Annotated in this window: 18 protein-coding genes; 16 read left to right on the top strand and 2 right to left on the bottom strand. The window is 68.1% G+C overall.

Features of this window, described 5'->3' with window-relative positions:
• Positions 1 to 954: 954 nt before the first annotated feature.
• From HFP15_RS41405 to HFP15_RS41370, 8 genes are all read left to right on the top strand, one after another.
• Positions 955 to 1,350: a hypothetical protein gene (locus HFP15_RS41405; RefSeq protein WP_168523993.1), complete on the top strand. Its 396-nt coding sequence runs from the start codon at positions 955 to 957 to the stop codon at positions 1,348 to 1,350.
• 361 nt (positions 1,351 to 1,711) lie between these two features.
• Entirely contained in the window at positions 1,712 to 2,485 is a 774-nt protein-coding gene (locus HFP15_RS41400) for a DUF7178 family protein (RefSeq protein WP_168523991.1), read from the top strand.
• A gap of 23 nt (positions 2,486 to 2,508) precedes the next feature.
• On the top strand, positions 2,509 to 2,808 hold the full coding sequence (locus tag HFP15_RS41395; RefSeq protein ID WP_168523989.1) for a hypothetical protein: 300 nt from the start codon (positions 2,509 to 2,511) through the stop codon (positions 2,806 to 2,808).
• Positions 2,809 to 2,857: 49 nt separating this feature from the next.
• Entirely contained in the window at positions 2,858 to 3,166 is a 309-nt protein-coding gene (locus HFP15_RS41390) for a hypothetical protein (RefSeq protein ID WP_168523987.1), read from the top strand.
• A 190-nt stretch (positions 3,167 to 3,356) separates the two neighbouring features.
• A complete protein-coding gene (locus HFP15_RS41385; RefSeq protein ID WP_168523985.1) occupies positions 3,357 to 3,926 on the top strand; it encodes a hypothetical protein in 570 nt (189 codons plus the stop codon).
• A 61-nt stretch (positions 3,927 to 3,987) separates the two neighbouring features.
• On the top strand, positions 3,988 to 4,863 hold the full coding sequence (locus tag HFP15_RS41380; RefSeq protein ID WP_168523983.1) for a hypothetical protein: 876 nt from the start codon (positions 3,988 to 3,990) through the stop codon (positions 4,861 to 4,863).
• Between the two features lie 140 nt (positions 4,864 to 5,003).
• Entirely contained in the window at positions 5,004 to 5,588 is a 585-nt protein-coding gene (locus HFP15_RS41375; RefSeq protein ID WP_168523981.1) for a hypothetical protein, read from the top strand.
• 96 nt (positions 5,589 to 5,684) lie between these two features.
• Positions 5,685 to 6,272, top strand: coding sequence for a hypothetical protein (locus HFP15_RS41370; RefSeq protein ID WP_168523979.1), 588 nt, complete (start codon positions 5,685 to 5,687; stop codon positions 6,270 to 6,272).
• A gap of 66 nt (positions 6,273 to 6,338) precedes the next feature.
• Here the strand turns inward: HFP15_RS41370 and HFP15_RS41365 are convergent, their stop codons facing one another.
• Positions 6,339 to 6,575, bottom strand: a complete 237-nt coding sequence (locus HFP15_RS41365; RefSeq protein WP_168523977.1) for a hypothetical protein — start codon at positions 6,573 to 6,575, stop codon at positions 6,339 to 6,341.
• Positions 6,576 to 6,868: 293 nt separating this feature from the next.
• Here HFP15_RS41365 and HFP15_RS41360 point away from each other — a divergent pair, with 293 nt between their 5' ends.
• The 8 genes from HFP15_RS41360 (at position 6,869) to HFP15_RS41325 (ending at position 14,013) form a co-directional block, all read left to right on the top strand.
• Entirely contained in the window at positions 6,869 to 7,684 is an 816-nt protein-coding gene (locus tag HFP15_RS41360; protein ID WP_168523975.1) for a hypothetical protein, read from the top strand.
• A gap of 42 nt (positions 7,685 to 7,726) precedes the next feature.
• A complete protein-coding gene (locus HFP15_RS41355) occupies positions 7,727 to 8,110 on the top strand; it encodes a hypothetical protein (protein WP_168523973.1) in 384 nt (127 codons plus the stop codon).
• Positions 8,111 to 8,225: 115 nt separating this feature from the next.
• Entirely contained in the window at positions 8,226 to 8,657 is a 432-nt protein-coding gene (locus tag HFP15_RS41350; protein WP_168523971.1) for a hypothetical protein, read from the top strand.
• 119 nt (positions 8,658 to 8,776) lie between these two features.
• On the top strand, positions 8,777 to 9,094 hold the full coding sequence (locus tag HFP15_RS41345) for a hypothetical protein (RefSeq protein ID WP_168523969.1): 318 nt from the start codon (positions 8,777 to 8,779) through the stop codon (positions 9,092 to 9,094).
• Positions 9,095 to 9,178: 84 nt separating this feature from the next.
• A complete protein-coding gene (locus HFP15_RS41340) occupies positions 9,179 to 9,655 on the top strand; it encodes an adenine nucleotide alpha hydrolase family protein (protein ID WP_210718558.1) in 477 nt (158 codons plus the stop codon).
• A 223-nt stretch (positions 9,656 to 9,878) separates the two neighbouring features.
• Complete coding sequence (locus HFP15_RS41335) at positions 9,879 to 11,090, top strand: tyrosine-type recombinase/integrase (RefSeq protein ID WP_168523967.1); 1,212 nt, start codon at positions 9,879 to 9,881, stop codon at positions 11,088 to 11,090.
• Positions 11,087 to 11,470, top strand: coding sequence for a helix-turn-helix domain-containing protein (locus HFP15_RS41330; protein WP_168523965.1), 384 nt, complete (start codon positions 11,087 to 11,089; stop codon positions 11,468 to 11,470). Before HFP15_RS41335 ends, HFP15_RS41330 begins: the two co-directional genes overlap by 4 nt.
• 245 nt (positions 11,471 to 11,715) lie before the next feature.
• Entirely contained in the window at positions 11,716 to 14,013 is a 2,298-nt protein-coding gene (locus tag HFP15_RS41325; protein ID WP_168523963.1) for a site-specific integrase, read from the top strand.
• 161 nt (positions 14,014 to 14,174) lie between these two features.
• Here the strand turns inward: HFP15_RS41325 and HFP15_RS41320 are convergent.
• Positions 14,175 to 14,680, bottom strand: a 506-nt coding sequence (locus HFP15_RS41320; RefSeq protein WP_168523961.1) for a cytochrome P450, incomplete at its 5' end; no start/stop codon positions are given.

Below are 14,680 nucleotides of genomic sequence, written 5' to 3'. Positions count from 1 at the left end.
CGGTCGCGTCCGCTGGGGCCTCTGCCGCGCCGGTCGCGTCCGCTGGGGCCTCTGCCGCGCCGGTCGCGTCCGCTGGGGCCTCTGCCGCGCCGGTCGCGTCCGCTGGGGCCTCTGCCGCGCCGGTCGCTCGCTTCGCTCGCCTCCCTATGCAGCCGCGCGTTGCCGGCACGAATACCGCCTGACCTGCACTCTCACAAGATCATGTAACGGCAAGGTCACAGCGAGGGCATTCCCTCTTGCAGAGTGTCCTACTTGGGTGTCTAATAGACACGTCAGCAGGACAGCTACCGAGGGGGCGACGAGGACCAGGGCACGGCGTCCCTGCGAGTCGATCACCACGGCAACTTTCCTAATGACAACAACCTTAAGTCCCGTATAGCGCGGGCAGCGGCTTGGGCCGTGCGGTCAGCAGCGAATCCGTGCAGAGCGGAATGGTGAACGACGCGTAGCCAAACGCTCATTTCCGAGAGGGAATGTGTAGTAACTGCGCTTGCAGCACCATTTGTATAGCTCTTGCTATAGAGCGGAGTAGCGCGCATAAATGGCATGCCTGCCACAGGTGTGTCCCCAAGATAAGTCAATGGTGGTCTAGCACCGAAAAACGTCGCAATGTGTAGGCGTTCGGGGTTGTTTTAGGCGGTTGCCGACATTGGGTTCCTCTGGCTTGAGAGCGTCGCTCTCGCCTGCCCATAGCACGCTAAACCCTTACGGGCATGGTTCCTTGCGTTGCGCGCTAGACATAACGGCTTATCTCAACAGTTTTAGAGATTCAGGGAATGTGCCATCGGAACGCGCAACCCTCACCACGCGAGTAGTGCCGTATTGCACGGATACAGGATGTGTCCCCTTTGCGGAGATCTCGCAATGGTGAGGGTTGCGCGTTTCGGTGCCAGTTCACAACTGGCCTGAATCGCTGCCAGTCAACCACTTTCGTACACGAAACGGAGTACCGCCATGACTATGTCTCTGATCGATTGGTCCGCCCGGATTAGCGCCATGGCGGACGCTCTGTCCGTTCCCGACGGTGGCTTTTCCGTCAAGCCTGACGACGGTTCCGACGTCCGTACCGGCTATGCGGTTGCCGTACACCCGGAACACGAACGCGTTTTCGACGGTCCCGTGACCAGTAACGACCTGCATGAGTACATCGGGCAAGCGAAAGACGCTCTTTCGCTGCCCGGTCGCGTTCTCGGCGGATGGCGCGACCCTGCGACCGGTCGCGTCTACCTGGACGTTTCCGTCGTGACCGCAGATCTGTCCGAGGCAATGACGCTCGCGCGGGAAACCGCACAGCTCGCCATTTTCGATTTTTCCGCCATGGAATCCATTCCGGTCACGGTCGCGGCGTGAATCAAGGGGCAAACCATGAGTGCAGTTATCGTCATGATCAGCGACGGGCAAACGCGGCGTATCGCGTCCGAGTGGCACGGCGGTATGTCGTCCGCTCTGTATTCCCTCGCGTCATCGGGCGCGATTGACGTTGACCGCGTGCGGGATGAGATCTCCCGTGAACTGTGGCAATTGGACGTCGGAGAAGCGCGACGCGAATTGCTCGCCCTGGACAAATACGTACGAACGGTCGGAGCGCGTCCCGCGCAATCGGGATGGTCCCGCTTGTGGGACGACTCGCCGGTGACCGTGAATCACACCTAAAAGGGACTGAATTGTCATGCCTGCCCCCAGCGATCATCCATGGTTCCGGGCACACCCCGTGAGCCACGAAAACATCGTGTGGCACTGGGAACAGGCCACACCCGACGAAATCGCGCAAGGAATGCGCTGGTATGCCGACGCGCACCACGTGGCAACCGCCATCACGAACGGTGACGCGCATCTGGGCGCCGGAATGCTTGCGATCTACTCGCCCCAGCAAGGATGGATCGGCAATGTCCTTAATGCCGCTCGCGTACTGCGCGAGGGTAAGGGAATCGGTGGGCCCGGTTCCGGGATGTTCGCCACAACCGGGCAGAAACGCGCGGCTGACCGGTTGCTCGCCGGTGAGCGGTATGAGGACATCCTGAACGGTCCCAAGATCCGCGACTTTGCCCACCTGATCGAGTTCGGCGGAGATCAGGACCCGGATGACCCGCGCGTGGTGATCGACCGGCACGCGCTGTCGGTGGCGCACGGTCGCGCGCTCACGTCCGAGGAGTACGACTCCGCGCCGGTGAACGGGTTCCGTCGCAAGGACGGAACGGTTTCCCGTCGGCAGTACGACCACGTGGTGAGCCTGTACCGCCGTGCCGCGGAGCTGATCTCCGCACGCACGGGACAACGGGTCTCGGCACACCAGGTGCAGGCCGTGACCTGGCTCGCCCGTCAACGGCTCAACCAGGAAGCCGAACAACGGCGCGGCCCCAACCGGCTGGACCGGGGACGCAACCGGGCCCGCGCGAATTCCGAACGCGCGTGGAACGACTTCCGAACCGTCTACCTGCCCCATCTGGCCAATTGCCCCGGCACGGGCTACCAGTCCGCCGCCTAACGCATCCCGAGGGAGGTCTCGCAATGACTGACACGCAACGCGATTCGATTCGGATGACTGTTATTCGGATCGGTGATCTTATCTTCCTGGACAGTTTCTCCGGACTCGTGCCGGCCAAGGTGACGGGGTACGCCACGCGCGGCGAAATCGCCGTGTTGGTCACCGCTACACGCGGCGCCTATCGCCGTGGCGAACACACCACGTTCACCCCAAGCGGTTGTGTCCCGCGCGGACACGTGCGCGTGCGTTGTGGACAGTTCCGCATTTTCGGCGCGTGGACCTTTGACGGACTGTCCGAGGAATTCCAACCGCGCTGGGCCTGAACCCGCGCACGCGACCTACCCAGGACCGGACAACGCCAAGGGAGACCACATGTCCACCGACACGGACAACGTCGTTGAGCTCCACTTTCAGTACGCCCAAAACGGCTACGTCATGACTGACGACACCTACGGCGAACAGGACGCCGATAGCGCGGTCGCGTTCACCCGTGACGGATGCGCGTTCGTCGCCTGCGAACGCGCACCGCGCGGACGTTGGCGCATCGATTCTACCGACGGGGCGCCCACTCCGGTGCCGCTGTCCGCCTACCGCTACCGATTCTCAACCCTGGCGGACGCTGCGGACTACGTCGCCAAGAAATGCGGCGCAACCGTCCACCGCGTCGATTCCTGGATCTAACCACAGTCCAGCTCGCCCGGACATGTCACCGATAGTCAGCCGCGTTTCTCGGCGCCCGTTCATGACGGGCGCCGCGCAGCTCTCACCCGCGCGCAACGGTTGCAACGGTCTGATTTTCCGTTGCGGATTGTTCGACTCATCCGCGCGCACGTCATCACCACCGTTTCCGAATCAGCAAAGGAGCTCAACCATGTTCGTGTACGGCGTGTCCCTCACCGATATTCACCACGTCGTACGCGACGTGTCCAGCGCGCTCTACGACGGAAACATCACCGTGCGCACGGGCGAGGATCGCAGCAACCGCGCCGGCCCCCGCGCCACGTTCACCCTCCGCGCCACCGACACGGGAGGCTCCGGCGCCAAGGGAAGCGCGTCCGTGTTCGGCAAGGGCACCGGCCCGAACGGCAGGCGCCGCACGATTTCGGCGTGTTGGCACGCCCACTACGACGTGTTGGCCGAGTTGTTCGCCCGATTCCCGGCCGCTCGTGTGGTCACCGCGATTGCCACCTACACCGCGCCAACCTTCCATGACCGCGCGCTGGCCACCGCGTCGCGGAACGTCGGCAGTCAGTTGTACCCGGTGACCGCGCCGGACTGCTGCGAATGCGACCACTCCGACTACGTCGACACCTTCGACCAGGTCGCCAGCACCGGTTACGTCGACGACTTCGACTGGATGCCGTCGGGCGACGCGATGCGCCCGAACACGGACGTCGACTACTTCCTTGATCAGCTCGACCGCGTGCTCGCCGAACAGTGACCCCCTTTCCCATCACCTCCGCACATTCACGCGATTCGACCGACGAAAGCGAGCACCCACAATGACCACCAACCACCCGACCACCCTGGACACACTGCGCGCGGAACTCGACCGGGAACGCGCACGAGCCGAGTCTCTGGAGACGGTGAACCGCGTGCAGGCCGGCAGCCTCACCAGCCTCGCCAGGCTCGCGGAGGAACTCCGCTGCCAGGTCGCCGACCTGCACGACGACGCGCTGAGCTCGCACCCCATGCCGGTGCAGGGCCTGCGCAACGTCACCGGCCGCATGAACGGCTTGGCGGACACCTTGAGCCGCGCGGCACGCGGCTACTCCGGCGCCCGGACCACAGACATGATCTACCCGACCGTGGACGACGATCTCCGCGCACACGGGTGGACGCCCCGACCGGACCGGGGGCTTGACGGCGTGTTGCCGCCGATCCCGATCACCGAGCTGGGCGACCGGCGCGGCTATGCGCGCGGCTGGCATCGCGGCCCGCAGTGGATCACGTTGTGGTTCACCGGGCCGTGCGCACTGGCCTACGCGGACAGCAGCGACCACGGGCGGCTCACCGACGCCGACGCCGTGCGCGCCGTGATCACCTCCCGCCGGCCGTTGTCCGCGGACGCACTGGCCGAATGGGCAGCGACTCGGCAGGAAGCACACACCGCGCCGTTCGACGCCTCGTACGTCCGGGTGTTCGCGCACCTGCGGTCGTCCTGGGGTGGGGGCCTGGTCGTCGATGACCGATGCGACGAACACGGCGCCCCCGCGCCCAACGGGCCCGGTCAGCGCTCCGTGTGGGCCTGCCCAAGCGATCCCGATTTCCGGCTCTACGTCTGGGGAATCGGCAACGAACCGGCCCACGTCCGCTACTGGGCCGGGCCCGTGGTCGACATGGCCCACCTGGTCCAGATCACCGGCCACTGCCGCTGACCTCCGTCTCTCCTTTCCCGCCGGTCGGCCGTCCCCGTCGACGGTCGGCCGGCGCCCCGTCGTGCGCCGGTTGCCGCCGCACCTCACCACCAGTTCGGCCGGCGCGTCTCGGGCTGGCCGCCGACCCACGGGAGAACTCCATGACCACCCTCGACCTCGCGCACACCGTCGCCGAGCACCTCGGAACCGGGTGGCGCGCCTACACCGGCAAGGCCGACGACGGCTCGGAAGCACACCTCGCCGGACCGAACGATCAGGTCCTCGACCTGATCGACGGCACCACCACCGGCCGCAAGACCGACCAGGGCCGATTGATCATCACCGGTCACCTCGGCTTCCTGCGCAACCACGTCCCGCAGGACCACAAGCAGGACCACAAGATCACCGTCGACCAGGGCAAACCGCCCGACATGATCACCCACGAGATCCGGCGCCGGCTGCTGCCGAACTACGAGGCCGCGCTGCACGCGGCCTGGGACGAGAAGCACGCCAGCGACGGCATCGCCGCCGCCCGCGAGCAACTCGCCGCGACCGTCGCGGCCCGCCTGGGCGTACAGCGCCGAGACCAGGCCACCGACTTCCACTTCGGCACGGTCGACGCAGGCGTCCACGGACGCGTCTGCGTGCGCTCGGGCGCGTCCGACTCGGTGTTCACCGTCCGCGTCCCGCACGACCGGGTGGCCGAGTTCGCCCGGCTGCTGGCCACCTTCGGACACCTCACTTGATCACCTCCGGCCGTTCGAGCCGCCTCCGGTGGCCGAACGGCCGACCTACGCATTCCCGATTCCGCTCGTCACCGGCCTGAAGGGACCGATGCCGCCATGACCACCTCCTTCACCGCCCCCGTGGCGGACGTCCTCGACTGCGGCCACCCGCCCACCCCGGACCCCAGCGGGATCGGCACCGGCCGCGCGATCGACCCGACCACCGGCGCCACGAGCTGCTACCCGTGCTCGGACGAACGCGAACGCCACGCGATGACACGCGCGAACACGTTCGTCGCCTACGTGTCCTCGGCCGGTCGCGCGCTGACCACCTGGCCCGGCGGGCACCTGGCCACGATCGACCCCCACGACGTCCACCAGGTCGGCCGGCGCACCTACACCCCGTCCGGCGGGATGTGGACCCGCTACGTCTGGCACGCCACCGACGTCGACGGAGGCCGCTGGGCCGGCATCAACGGCGGCCCTGGCCTCGTCATCCGCGTCCACCGGTTGCGCGCGTGCACCTGGCAAACCGAGTTCGCGACGGCCGACCCCCCGCGCTACTGCCACCGCCGCGCCACCCACGCCGGCCAGGGCGGCGCCTTCGACCTCTACTGCCGCTCCCACGCCCGCCAGGTCTTCGACCTCTACGGCTGGACCACCACCGCCCTGCCACCCCGCGCGCTCGCCCAGACCCGCGCCTGAACCCGCGCCACCACACCGAAAGGGGAGTCCCTCGTGTTCGTGAAGTTCTACGACCGCCTCGACCTGTCACGGGCCCACCTGGACGACGTGCTCACCGTGCCCGCCAACCGCGCCAAGGCGCTCGACGTGGCACGGGCCCGCCACCTTCCGCGCCAGTCGCTCACCCGCGCGACCACCCGCATGGGCCTCTGGGTCTACGTCTTCCAACTCGGCGCCGACGTCCAGCTCGGCACGGTCACTCTGGCCGGCGCCGAGCCCGGCCCCGAGAACGTGGTCACGCTGCCGGTCCGCCAGCTCGACCACTACACCACCCCCGGCATGCCGTTGACCGAGAGGCCGGGCTGCTGGCCGCGGTCGCCGAGGACTACCCGCCCACCGCGCCGACCGCGCTGCTGGCCGACAGCCTCACCAAGGTCCTCGACCTGTGGGCCGACGCCCGCCGCACCGGCCGGACCGCGATCGACATCCGCGACCTCGACCGCGCCGTCACCAGCGAACTCGCCCCCGCCATCCGCGCCTGGCGCACCGGCGACGCCTTCCCACGCCCCCGCCTGGCCGACACGGCCTGGCCCGAACCCGTTCCGAGGTGAACCACCATGCCCATCGACGACCCCACGACCGCAACCCCGTCCGAGATCGACGAAGAGCTCGCCCGGCTCGGTATCGAGCATGCCAAGGCCACCGACACCGTCAACGGGCTCACCGCCCGCGTCCGCCGTCTGGTGAACGACGGGATGGACGAGTACGCGACCGAGTTGCAGCCCCGGATCGAGCAGACCCGCCAGACGATCGCCGAGTGCGAGGCCGCCGCGCGCCCCCTCGATGCGGAGTTCGAACGCCGAGGCGGCTGGACCCGCGCCTGGCTGGTCCTCAACACCGGCGGCCACGTCCACCGCACCATGCAGTGCCGAACGTGCTTCCCGTCCACCCGATTCGCCTGGCTCACCCAGCTCTCCGGGCACGACGAGACCGAGATCGTCGAGCAGGCCGGCAAGGCCGCGTGCACCGAGTGCTACCCCAGCGCGCCGGTCGAGGTCCGCAACCGGCCCAGCCGGATCAAGACCCCCGAGCAACTCGCGCGGGAAGCGGAGAAGGCCGAACGCGCGAAAGCCAAGGCCGCCAAAGCGATCACCGCACCCGACGGAACGCCGTTGCGCACCAATCAATACGGGCAGATCGACACCGAGTTCACCGCGCGGCGCTCCTACATCGACGCGCTGTCCTACGCCCGGCTCCTTGCCAAGCGCAACGTGGCGTTCCACCGCGACACCATCGCCGAGTACCACGAGGATGCGCAGCTCATCCTGGCCGCGCTCGCCGCCAAACACGGCCGGACCGAGGACGACCTGCGCGCCGAACTGGCGCCGAAGGTCGAAGCCAAGTGGAACCGCGAACACCGCAACTGGGGCTAATCGCTCCCGGCAGGCAACCCGTTCTCGCGAAAGGACTCACCGATGCTTCTGGTCGAAACGCTGGAAGACCTGGTGCACAACTACCTCGAAAACCCCGCTCGGCCCGGCTCGGCCGTCGGCAAGGTCAACGCGCAAGACCTGGTCAGCCACGTCGTGCAGCACCTCGCCGAGCGCGGGGTCGACGTGGGATTTCACGACGGCTCACGCCTTACCCTGCCGGGCAACGCGCCCCGGCGGCCGGAGCCCGAGCGGCACCGCCTTCCCCTGGTACTCCAGGAAAACGACGACGGGCACGTCCGCATCTACTGCGACGGGCGCGACTGCGTCTGGTCCTGGCCGCTCTACCAGCAGGCGAGCGCGCAGACCAACGGCGACACGATCACCATCGCTGTCGAGCATGCCATCCGGCGACACCGCCACTTCTGACCACTCCGGCCACCAGCTACGCACCTCAGCGCGATGCCCTCCCCAGCACCAACTCGCCACGGGGAGGGCATCGCGCTGCATGGGCTGATACACATCCGAAGGAGCTCGAACCGCCATGACTACCAACGACATTCACGATGCCCGGCAACTCATCGCCGAGATCGACGTCCCCACGGAACGCCCGCGCTGGGCGTGGTGGGCCCCCGGTGACGCCACCCGGTACCACGCCGCGCTGATCAACGCAGCACCCAGCGCCAGCATGATCGGTCCCGCTTCTGGCGGCACCTTCCGCGCTCTCGTGATCACGATCGACCTGCTCAGCTTGAGTCCCACCTCGATCGTGATCCCGCGGCCCAACGCCGACCTAGACCGTTACACCGCCGAGGAATGGCTCTTCCGGCGGTTTCCTGGTGGCTGGTGGGCCGGTGTCCGGCCGCTGCTGGCCGCGCTGGGCTGGACGCCCACGAGCAACCGTGACACCAGCTACCGCAGCACGGACCACCGCGACATCACCGCGGCGCAGCGCGGCCCAGACGCCGCCCGCTAGCACCAGGTACCGCGGTTCCCCGGCCACGCGGCCAGACCACCCCACCCGCACCCACGCCACACCGGCCTGCGTCCGCGCGGGCCGGCGATGAGGGTCGCCCGCCTTCGGAGGAGATCATCATGAACAGCACCGCCAACACCGATCTGTCCAGCGTCGCCGATACGGCCAACCGTGCAGCCATCTTCGAGCCGATGACGAACGAGGACGAACGGCCGACGATCACCGTCGCCGGAGTCCACGTCGCGCTCTACGTCGACCCGGCCAGCCGGCAGGTCCGAGTCTCATCGATCTCGACGACACCGAGTCGTGGCTGCTGCGCAACGACAAGGACAGCACAGTTCCACTGCGCATCTGCATCCAGGGCGACGTCACGTTCGAGGGCTGACAAACCGATCGCGCGACCGTCGGCCCGCGCTCGCGCCTTTCGCGCACCGTAGGACAGCGCCGCCGTTCGTCCATTCAGGACACCGAATCGCGTCACGTTGATGAAGAGGTGACTCATGCACGCATCAACCACCGAAATGCCGGACCTCACCGCCTATGACGTCATCCTCGTCAACAGCAGCGGCGGCAAGGACTCACAAGCAATGCTCGACGAGGTCTGTACCCTCGCCGAGACTGCGGGAGTCCTCGATCGCATCACCGTCCTGCACTGCGCGCTCGGCCACGTCGAATGGCCCGGCACCAGTGAACTCGCCCGCACCCAGGCTGAGCACTACGGGGTGCGCTACGAACAACGCCACCGCGAGCAAGGGCTGCTCCTCGACCAGGTTCGCCGCCGCGGGCGCTGGCCTTCGGCCTCGGCTCGCTACTGTACTTCGGATCAGAAGCGAGGCCCTGCAAGGAAACTCATCACGCAACTGGTCGCCGAGCTCGGTGATCTGGGCCGTCCGGCCCGCGTGCTGAACTGCATGGGCCTGCGCGCCGAGGAGTCGCGGGCACGGCTGAAGAAGTTCGAGCAATGTTGCACTGGCTGCATCACGGCCCGACGAGGTTAGCCCGCGATCTGGCGCCTGGCCGGTACATGCGGCGACCAAGTTTCTATCACGTGCCCACCGTGTTGATCGAGGTGCGGGGCCACACGATCGTCAACACGGTGTATCCTACGCTCTATTGGTGCTTCCAGCGCATCAACTTGCAGAGATCTGCGACGATCTCTGTTGCGGAGGGTGACGATTGGTTGACGGTCGATGGACTACGGACGTCAGCCGTGGCGGCCCGATGTCCACAGTGCCCGGGGTTGCCACGTTGCATGTGGTGCCGGGCGTGTCGATGCTGCGTCCGGCAGAGGCGGTGTTCGAGAAGACTCTGCAAGGGTTTGCTGATCATCAGCGGGCTCGGCGGTTGTCGAAGGACACGGTGCGGCAGCGGTTGCGGATCGCTCGCCAGGTGCGGGTGGTGGCGGACGGCTACCCGTGGGAGCCGGCGTGGAACCGGGGCCTGTTCGATCGGTGGTCGGCGATGCTGGCCGACAGCGTGGCCGACTCGACGATGCGTAAGTATCAGAACGATCTCGCGCTGTATCTGGCGTATCTGAGTGATCCGGCCTACGAGTGGCCGCAGGTCTGTCAGGAGCTGTTCGGCCGGTTCAACTCGTTCGCGCTGCGGGATTTGAACGCGGTTCGTCATGCACAGGAGTACATCGGCAGGCCCAGCGGGAACCGGCCGCTGACCCGCGAGGAGATCCGGCGGCTGTTCGGCTGCATGGAACCGGAGATCCAGCGGCTGCGCACGGAGGGACACAAGGGCGCGTTGACCGCGGCCCGTGACCTGGCGTTGTTGACCACGTTGTATGGCTGGGGGTTGCGGCGCCGGGAGGCAGCACGGCTGGAGACGCACGATTGGCGGCGACAGGCGAAGCTGCCCGAGTTCGGCGACCACGCGGCGCTGGCGGTGCGGTGGGGCAAGCCCAGCGCCGGGCAGCCGCCCCGGCGGCGGATGGTGATCTCGGTGTGGCCGTGGGCGGTGCAGACGGTGCGGGTCTACTTGGCGAACGTGCGCCCGCTGTTTTATGTCGATCGCGAGGACGACGGTGTGATGTTCCCGACCGAGCGCGATGAGATGATCTCGGAGCGGGCGGTGAACCAGCGTTTCCAGCACTGGCGCGAACTGGCGGGGCTGCCTGACTATCTGGGTCCGCACTGCCTGCGGCACACGTACGTGACCCGGTTGATCGAGTCCGGCTACGACGGTCAGTTCGTCACCGACCAGGTCGGTCATTCCCACGCGGCAACCACGGCGATCTACACGGCGGTCAGCAGCGAGTTCAAGAACCTGAAGGTCCGTGAGCACCTGGACGCGGCCGAGGAGGCCGCCTTGCAGCGCGGCTTCGCGATGGCCGAGACGGAGGCGGAGATGGACGACGACTTCAGCGACGACATCACCGATCATGCGTCGGGCGAGCCTGCCCGCGGTCGGAGGAGGGTGCGATGAACGCCGTGTCCCGGCCAGGGCCGGACGAGCAGAACGACGGCCTGCGTGCCCAGCAGCCGCGCTACGAATGGCGGCTGCGCGAGCTGATGGCCGTCCGCAAGAACTGGTACACCACCACGAAGCTGATCCCGGAACTGCGTAGGTATGGCTTCGAGTTCGACCGCAGTTCGATCTACCGGCTGGTGCGGGCCGAGCGTCCGCCGAAGATGCCGGTCGAGTTGATCCTGGCCCTGTGCAAGATACTCGACTGCCGCTTCGAGGACTTGGCGGTGGAGATCGAGCCGCAGCAGGCCGCCGACGAGCCGCCGCGCCGTGGCCCGCGGCCGGCTGTGCCGGACATGCCGTTGTTGTCCGCGGACTTCTTCGACGCCGAGAGCTGACCGGGCACCGGGGCACGCACGTGGGGAAAGGGCGTGGTGTCTGCGCCGGTTGTGGACGCGACCGGTCTCTGGTCACCAGCGGGCTGTGCCATACCTGCTACCACGCCCGCCGGGACAAGGAGACCTGTGTCGGGTGTGGTCGACTGACCGTTCCGATCGGACGCACAGCCGAGGGGGCGTGGTGCCGGAACTGCAACGGAAAGCGCCTCGCCGAATCGTGCTCGCTGTGCGGCCGGTCCGGGCGGGTGGCCGCACGGCGCGACGGGCAGCCGGTGTGTTCGCGGTGCTGGCAGCGCGAGCGGCGCGTCCCGCAGCCCTGCTCGGTGTGCGGGCGGACGATGAAGGCCACGAAGAACACCCCGCAGGGCCGGGTCTGCTACACCTGCCACCGCAAGACCCTTCCCCGCAAGCCGTGCTGGGTCTGCGGCAAGACCGTCTTGGCCGCCGCTCACACCGAGGAGGGAGCGTGGTGCGAGCGGTGCCGCCAGGCGCATCTGGCCGAACCCTGCTCGCGGTGCGGCCGGACGGCACCGGTCGCCATCCGCGACGAGCAGCGGCCGGTGTGCAAGGCGTGCTACCAGCGCGCGCATCAACGGCCACCGCGCCGCTGCGTCGACTGCGGTGAGGACAAGCCGGCGGCTCGGCTCACCGACGAGGGCCCGCTGTGCGAGAGGTGCGACAACCGGCGTGCGCCGAAGGTGCTGTGCCCGCGCTGCGGCAAGACCCGCAAGGTCGGGACCGTGCGCACCGGCGTCTGCCGGGCCTGCGCTCAGCGGGCTATTCCGCGTCAGCCGTGCCGTAACTGCGGCCGGACCCGGTTGGTGGCCTACCGCGACGCCGACGGCGAACCGTGGTGTGACCGCTGCCGCCGGCGGGCGCAGGCCGAACCGTGCTCGGGCTGTGGCGCCCGCAAGGTCGTGTGCGCTCGTGACCACATTGGACCGTGGTGCACAGCGTGCTGGGAAGTGGTACGGCCCGGCCCACCGTGCGACGACTGCGGGCAACGACCGTCGATGCCGATGCCCGGTGCGGACGGCGTGGCCAGGTGCGTGCCGTGCCACCTGGCCGCCCAGGTCCCGTGCGCCCGGTGCGGAACCACAGCCCGCGCTGAACGGCACTGGCCGGAAGGCCCGGTCTGCCTGTCCTGTGTGGACGCCGTACGACTCACGCACGAGCGCTGCCACCGCTGCGGTGAGCTGGCCGGGGTGTTCCGCCGCGAGGCTGCCGGACCGTTGTGCCCGGACTGCGCGGGCGTCACGTTCTCCTACCACTGCCCAACCTGCGGAGCGATGGGCCGCCTGCTGCGCGGCCAGTGCCCGTCCTGCACCGCCCGCCGCGACCTGGGCGAGGTGTTCACCCAACCCGACGGGCGACCGGCCGCCTGGTTGGCGCCGCTGGCCGAGCTGCTGGAGAACTACGACAACCCCTACTCGCTGTCCCTGTACCTGCGCCGGCCCGGCGGGCAACTCATCCGCCGGATGGTCACCGGCGAGCTGGCCTGCACCCACCAAGCGCTCGACGAGTTGCGGCAGACCACCGCCGTGCAGCACCTGCGCGGCCTGCTGGTGCTCGCCGAACTCCTCGAACCCCGCGAGGAAGAACTCGCCCAGCTCACCCGCGACGTCCAGACCCTGCTGGAGCGGGTGACCACCCCGCACGACAAGACCATCCTGGCCCGCTACGCCCGATGGCACCTGATGCCGCTGGCCCACCAACACGCCGAGCAGGACGCCGGCTTCACGTACTACCAGCGTGAACACCTCCGCCGGAAGCTGGACACCGCCCGCCTGCTGTTGAGCTACCTCGGCACCCGCGGCACCAGCCTGGCCACTCTCACCCAACCCGTGGCGGACCGCTGGCTGATCCGCAATCGGCCCCGCCAGCACCATGCCCGCTCGTTCCTGCTGTGGGCCGCGACCAACGGCCTGGCCCCGGCCCACATCGCGATCGGCACCTCGCGCCACACCGGCGACCGGGAGATCATGAGCGACACCGACCGTGTCCTGCTCGCCGTCACGCTGGAGACCGACGACACGCTGCCACTGGCGGACCGGGTCGCCGGCTGTCTGGTCCTGCAATACGGCCAAAGCTGCTGGCGCCTGGTCAACCTCACCGCCGACGATGTCCTCGCCCATCCCGACGAACCCGGCATCCTCGGCCTGCGACTCGGTCGCGACCCCTTGTGGCTGCGGCCCCGGCTCTCCGCGCTCCTGCACCGGCTCGTCACCAACCGCCGCCCGCTCGCCGGCGCGCTGCGGCACCGCCCGACGCCCTACCTGTTCCCCGGGCTGCGCCCCGACCGGCCGATCACCTCAGCCACGCTCCAGACTCGACTGCGCAAGCTCGGTGTCCCCAGCGTCCGCACCGCCCGCAACGGCGCCTGGCTCTCGCTGGTCGGCGCGGTCCACTGGAAGATGCTCGCCGACCTGCTCGGCGTCGCCGACACCACCGCCAGCGCCTGGCACCGCGAGAACGGCGGCGACCGCGCCAGCTACGTCGCCAGCCGCCTGCGCCAAGGACAACGCACCGCCGGCCCCGAGTAACCGAGCTGGGTGCCGGCCGGAGTGCTCTTCGTTGCGGAGGTCCTGCCGTTGGGGATCGTGCTTGCCTGAGACGGTCCCCTTTTCGGGTTGGCCACCGGCCGGGAGGTGTCCGTGTCCTCGTGATCGGTGGACGCAGGTGCGCTCGTGTCGCGGTTGGGGTGTCAGAGTGGGTTGAGGTGTATGGGTAGTCCGTCGGAGGGCACGGGGAGGGAGGTGTTGTCCCAGCGGATGTGGTAGCCGTGGGGGATGGTCCAGTGGGTGGTGCGCAGCATTTCGTGCAGGATGGTTTTGACTTCGAGGGTGCCGAAGTGCATGCCGATGCATTTGTGCACGCCGCCGCCGAAGGGGAGCCAGGCGAAGCGATGACTGTGGTCTTCGCGGCGGTGTGGGGCGAAGCGGTCGGGGTCGAAGGTGTCGGGGTCGGTCCAGTATTCGGGCACGTAGTGGTTGATGGCGGGGGCGAGGGCGACGAGGGTGTCGGCGGGCAGGTAGTGGCCGAGGATGTCGGTGTCGGTGACGGTTTTGCGCATCACGAGGGGTACGGGGGCCAGTAGCCGGAGGGCTTCTTTGATGACGCGGTCGAGGGTGTCGAGGTTGTCCAGGGCGTCGATGTCGAGGGGGGCGTCGCCGAGGGCGAGGGATTCCTGCCGGGCGCGGTCTTGCCAGT

Source organism: Amycolatopsis acididurans (assembly GCF_012328925.1).
Taxonomy (GTDB): Bacteria; Actinomycetota; Actinomycetes; order Mycobacteriales; family Pseudonocardiaceae; genus Amycolatopsis_E; species Amycolatopsis_E acididurans.
This window is presented reverse-complemented; position numbering and strand designations above follow the sequence as displayed.

Excerpts from the sequence above, each read along its gene's own strand:
- HFP15_RS41340 (WP_210718558.1), top strand. The coding sequence starts at position 9,179 with ATGCCGGACCTCACCGCCTATGACGTCATCCTCGTCAACAGCAGCGGC.
- HFP15_RS41335 (WP_168523967.1), top strand. The coding sequence starts at position 9,879 with ATGTCCACAGTGCCCGGGGTTGCCACGTTGCATGTGGTGCCGGGCGTG.
- HFP15_RS41385 (WP_168523985.1), top strand. The coding sequence starts at position 3,357 with ATGTTCGTGTACGGCGTGTCCCTCACCGATATTCACCACGTCGTACGC.
- HFP15_RS41350 (WP_168523971.1), top strand. The coding sequence starts at position 8,226 with ATGACTACCAACGACATTCACGATGCCCGGCAACTCATCGCCGAGATC.
- HFP15_RS41380 (WP_168523983.1), top strand. The coding sequence starts at position 3,988 with ATGACCACCAACCACCCGACCACCCTGGACACACTGCGCGCGGAACTC.
- HFP15_RS41405 (WP_168523993.1), top strand. The coding sequence starts at position 955 with ATGACTATGTCTCTGATCGATTGGTCCGCCCGGATTAGCGCCATGGCG.
- HFP15_RS41355 (WP_168523973.1), top strand. The coding sequence starts at position 7,727 with ATGCTTCTGGTCGAAACGCTGGAAGACCTGGTGCACAACTACCTCGAA.
- HFP15_RS41345 (WP_168523969.1), top strand. The coding sequence starts at position 8,777 with ATGAACAGCACCGCCAACACCGATCTGTCCAGCGTCGCCGATACGGCC.
- HFP15_RS41330 (WP_168523965.1), top strand. The coding sequence starts at position 11,087 with ATGAACGCCGTGTCCCGGCCAGGGCCGGACGAGCAGAACGACGGCCTG.
- HFP15_RS41390 (WP_168523987.1), top strand. The coding sequence starts at position 2,858 with ATGTCCACCGACACGGACAACGTCGTTGAGCTCCACTTTCAGTACGCC.
- HFP15_RS41360 (WP_168523975.1), top strand. The coding sequence starts at position 6,869 with ATGCCCATCGACGACCCCACGACCGCAACCCCGTCCGAGATCGACGAA.
- HFP15_RS41375 (WP_168523981.1), top strand. The coding sequence starts at position 5,004 with ATGACCACCCTCGACCTCGCGCACACCGTCGCCGAGCACCTCGGAACC.
- HFP15_RS41395 (WP_168523989.1), top strand. The coding sequence starts at position 2,509 with ATGACTGACACGCAACGCGATTCGATTCGGATGACTGTTATTCGGATC.
- HFP15_RS41370 (WP_168523979.1), top strand. The coding sequence starts at position 5,685 with ATGACCACCTCCTTCACCGCCCCCGTGGCGGACGTCCTCGACTGCGGC.